General features: G+C 66.3%; 3 protein-coding genes. 2 read left to right on the top strand and 1 reads right to left on the bottom strand.

The window, feature by feature from the left end; all coding sequences use genetic code 11:
* Positions 1-402: hypothetical protein (locus ACJ73U_RS30515; protein WP_407781182.1), on the top strand; the 402-nt coding region annotated here is incomplete at its 5' end.
* A gap of 211 nt (positions 403-613) precedes the next feature.
* Here ACJ73U_RS30515 and ACJ73U_RS30510 read toward each other — a convergent pair.
* Positions 614-1180: an alpha/beta fold hydrolase gene (locus tag ACJ73U_RS30510; protein WP_407781181.1), complete on the bottom strand. Its 567-nt coding sequence runs from the start codon at positions 1178-1180 to the stop codon at positions 614-616.
* Between the two features lie 1329 nt (positions 1181-2509).
* Between ACJ73U_RS30510 and ACJ73U_RS30505 the strand changes: the two genes are divergently transcribed.
* Positions 2510-4690: PA14 domain-containing protein (locus ACJ73U_RS30505; RefSeq protein ID WP_407781183.1), on the top strand; the 2181-nt coding region annotated here is incomplete at its 3' end.

Below are 4690 nucleotides of genomic sequence, written 5' to 3'. Positions count from 1 at the left end.
GTCTCGGTCTCGGTCTCGGTCTCGGTCTCGGTCTCGGTCACGGTCACGGTCACGGCCGGCGGCGAGCTCGGCTACTCCTACGACGCCGCGGGAAACGCCACCGAGCTGCGGCAGCCCAGCGGGGGTCCGTTGCGCTGGTCCTACGACCTGAACGGGCGACACCGGCCACGGCCGCACGGTGACCCGCACCTACAAGGTCGTCACCATCGCCGCCGGGATCATCTTTCCGCACGCCGCCCAGGCGGTCCAGATCGTGCGGACCCGCAAACGCAAGGGCGGCACCAACGCGCGACCCGCGAGACGGTATATGCGGTGACGTCCCTGACCGCCGCACAGGCCCAGCCCACTGATCTCAACCAGCTGAAACGCGACTTTGCCTCAGCCCTGGGTTCGTCCTGGTAGGTGTTGTGCCCGGAGCCGGTGAGGTACAGCACGGTGGTGTGGGGCAGGACCTGCCGGTATTCGACGGCCGCGTGCCATGAGAGGTAGTCGCAACGGCCTTTGAGGAGAAGCGCGGGGGTCGGGTTGCCGGCGGGGTTGCGGCGGACGTCGAGCGCCGCCGGTGCCGTGGCGGACTGCGGGTACTGCTGCGCGTAGAAGCCAGACTCTTGGGTCATCGGCTGCCAATTGCGCCCGGGTGCAATGCAGGCCCGCGTCGGCGAGGTGCAGAATCGTGTCGTTGCGGGCTTCGGCGTCCGGGAAGTACGCGTGTGCGGCAGCCGGGTTCACGTGCAGCAGCGCATAGGTGAGCAACGCGCGCGGCCGCGAGGCGACGGTACAGCAGAAGGCGCGAGGTAGCGGCATTTTCGCTGGTATCGGCCGGGTCGAGCGGGCCGGGTGAGCTGAGCACCAACCTCGTGACGCGGATGGGATACGCGGCCAGGTAGTGGGCTGCGAGGGTGCCGCCGTATGAGTGGCCGATGAGGATCATCCTCTCGGCACCGATGGTGTGGCGTACCTCCTCGAGATCAGCGACGTCGCACTCGATGCCGTACGCTCGCGGGTTCTCACTTCGAGCGGAGCGGCTGGCGCCGAGTTCGTCGTAGACGTAGACGTCGTAACCTAACGCCGCCAGCGGCTGGAAGAAGCGGCTCAGCCCTGGCAGGTCGGCAATGCCCGGGCCTCGTGGAGCACGACGACCGGTGTGGTGTGGTGCGGTCCTTCCCGGGAATGTGCACATAGGCCAGTCGCGAGCCGCCAGGGAGGCTCCAGTACCGGGTATCCGCGACGCTGGTTTCTGGCAGGCGATCGTCGGGTAGGGACACCAGCAACGCGGGCGGCGACGGCGGCTGTCACGAGTACGATCACCGGCAGGGTCAGGGAACGGTACCGGGACGGCAGTCGCCGGAGGACGAGCTCTGGCACGGTGATCCAGGACAACAGCCCGGTGACCGCGAGACCCGTGGTCGGGAAGATGACCGGTCCGTCGAGACAACGGCCACGGTGACGATGGTCGCCATCGTGCCGGCACCGGCCAGCAATGACGCGATCAGCAGACCGCTGACCGCCAACGCGACCTTCCGCGGTGGGATGTCCATCCGGCACCGGCCAGGCCGGTTGCACCGTGGCAGAAGCTTCAACGCCGTAAACCCTATCATCGTTTCGGTGAGTGTTGCCTCCCACGGTCCGCGGGCAGAGCCGCGCCAGGCGGCAGGCGCTGCCGCTACGGTCAAGCCGGCAGCATCCTCGCACCGCGGCAACGCGCCGGCCGTGCGTGGGTGACCGACTGGTTGCGATCCGCGCAGCGCCGGACCGCAACGGTCGACGGCCTCGCATCACTCGAGCGAGTCGGGCAGCCCGGTCAGGGTCGCCGACATGGCCTCACAGGAGGGCGGCGTCGGCTGGGTTGGCGCGAAATGGAGTGACCGCGCAGTCCACGCAGTGTGCACCGCCAAGGTCCTCCGTCACGGCAGCCCCCACCTGGGTCGCGGCGCCCTGCGCGGGGGTCTTGAAGTAGTCGGCCGGGCAGCCGTGCTCGTCGATCCAGCCAACAGCGCGGATCTCGTCGTGGGTGAGGTGGCGCTGCAGCCCGCACCGCGCCGGCTGGCTGGCCCAAAGGCATCCACTCGCTACAGAACGACGAGGTCACCGGCAGGATGAGAACGCTCCCTGTACGAACGCGAATCGGGTGCCCTGGGGCGTGGCCAGGTGGGGGACTGTATCCACGGCCCAGCTCGGAGGTGCTGCGGATGTCGGCGTCGACGTCACGGATATACCTTGACACCCGCACTGCCCACCGTGGTGGCCGTGTTGTCACCGACCACGTGTATCCGCCGCGTCTGGGTCATGTACTGCGAAGAGGTAGAGGCCGGCGTCGCCGACGACGGTGAGGTGGTGGCCGGTGGGCCGATCGCAGGACAGACCCTCCGTTCGGCGTAGCCGTCGATGCGCATCGTGATTGCGTCGTTCGGAGGAGTGACATTTGCCGGTGTCATCCGGGATTGTGTGATCTAGTTTCTTCTGGTCTTGCGGGGAGTCGGGGTCCGCGTGAGCCTTTCTGGGGGTTGTGATGTTCTTCGCTTGTTTTGGCATGCGCGCACGTCAGTTTCGGGTGCTGATGCTGGCGCTGATCGTCGGGTTGGCCCTGTCCGTTGTGGAAGCGGCGATTCCCGCGTCGGCGGAGGCGCCGTCGCGTGCGGTAGATCCGCGGGATGTGCCGTTGTTGCCGGGGATGGTGCCGGCGCCACAGGCGATGGCGCCGGCGGATCCGGGTGCTGATTTCAGTCCGTTCGAGGTTAGGGACGGGGGTCATTTCGACGCGGATCGGTCGGAGCCAGTGTCGCGGTCGATGTTCGCGACGGAGTTCGAGAATCCGGATGGTACTCGGACTGTGCGTCAGTCGAGTGAGCCGTTGAACGTGAAGGATTCCGGGGGTGCCTGGCATCCGGTGGACACGGGTCTGACGAGGAAGAACGGGCGTCTGGAGGCGAAGCGGCATCCGTTGAACGCGTCGTTGGGTGGGCGTGCGGACGACGCGAAGTTGTTGTCGGTGGAGGTGGATGGCAAGCGTGCCTGGCTGGGGCTTGAGCATGCCGCGAACAGTGCGGCTCGCGCGTCGGATAGCAAGGTGGGCTACTCCGGTGTGCTGCCGAACACCGACCTGGGGTACGAGGTCACGGCGGGTTCGGTCAAAGAGACCATCGTGTTGCGCAAGGCTCCGGAGAAGGGCCGTTCGTCGTGGCGGTTCAAGCTGGGCACGGAGGATTTGACGCCGCGGCTCACGGATGACGGTTCGGTCGTGTTCACCGACGCGGCTAGCAAGACGGTGGTGATGATGCCGCCGATCGTGACATGGGATTCCTCGGGTTCCGCCGACCACCCGCCGGCGGTGACCGGTGGCCGGTACGAACTCGAGCCGGCCGGGGATGGCTGGGTTCTGACGGTGTCGGTGGACGAGGCGTGGTTGCGCGACCCGGCGCGGGTGTATCCGGTGAGTGTGGATCCGACCTTTGCCACGGGTGATGACCAGTCGTTTTCGTACAAGTCGGATGGGGCGACGTGTACGAACTGTGGTTTGAAGATCGGTAATCCGCTTGATGGCGGTGCGGTGTGGCGCAGTGTCTTTCATTTCGACTATTCGTCGATGTTTGGGCAGACGGTGGTCGGGGCGCGGATGGATGTGAGTAACACGCGCACGCCGGTGGGGGTGGACAAGACCTACAACGCGGACCTGTATCACGCGACGGCGTTTGACTTCAACGGTTTGGGTGTCGGGCTGGCGAGTGCGTATGTCGGTCAGGTCGGCAGTTTCTCGGATTCCCGTCTGACTCAGGACATCGCGACAGCGGTCGCGAATCGCGACAACCGCCCGTATTTCATGCTGGTGGGCGCGGAGATCGCGAACGTGTGGACCTACAAGAACCTGGCCGTGACGCTGACGGTGGATCTCGGGCACGCGCCGCCCGCGCCGATCCAGATCGCGCCGCCGGACAACAGTGTGCAGACCACGCTCACGCCGACGCTGGCCGTGAATCCGGTGAGTGATCAGGATGGCGAGGCTGTGAAGTACTGCTTCCGGGTGGCCACGGGCAACGACGGTAAGTCGGGTGTGGTGGTCGAGTCCGGCTGCCAGATCAGTCCGACATGGACGGTCCCGTCGGGTGTGTTGCAGGACGGTGTCGCGTACACGTGGCAGGCGAGCACGTACAGCGGCGTCTCCTTGGTCACCCAGCCATATGTGGGGCATTTCCGGGTGGACCAGCGTGTCGGGGACAAGGGGCCTGCCCCCTCGGATGGTCTTGGTCCGGTGACGGTGAACCTGGCCAACGGCAACGTGATGACCTCGCAGGCGTCGCCGACGTTCACCACGGTCGGTGGGACCGCTGGTTTGACGTTCAGCTACAACTCCCAGCAGCAGGATGCCAAGGGGCTCCGCGCCTCGTACTTTGCGGATCTGTCGCACAACGGGAACATCGCTGATGGGCAGCAGCCGGCGTTGGTGCGGACGGAGCCGCAGGTGAACGTGGACTTCGGCACCGCGTCGCCGTACGCGCCGGCGTTGGACCCGGACTGGTTCGTGGTCCGCTGGGAAGGCTACTTCACTCCACCGGTCGATGGCACGTACCAGTTCGCCGGTGTGCACGACGATCGACTGAGGGTGTGGGTCGAGGTCAACAACCAGCTTCAGTCCGTGTACGACACGGGTTGCTGCAGTGACGTGAACTGGACCCAGGCCACCGGGGTCGCGTTG

The sequence above is a fragment of the Actinophytocola sp. genome (assembly GCF_045807065.1).
Classification (GTDB): domain Bacteria; phylum Actinomycetota; class Actinomycetes; order Mycobacteriales; family Pseudonocardiaceae; genus Actinophytocola.
This window is presented reverse-complemented; position numbering and strand designations above follow the sequence as displayed.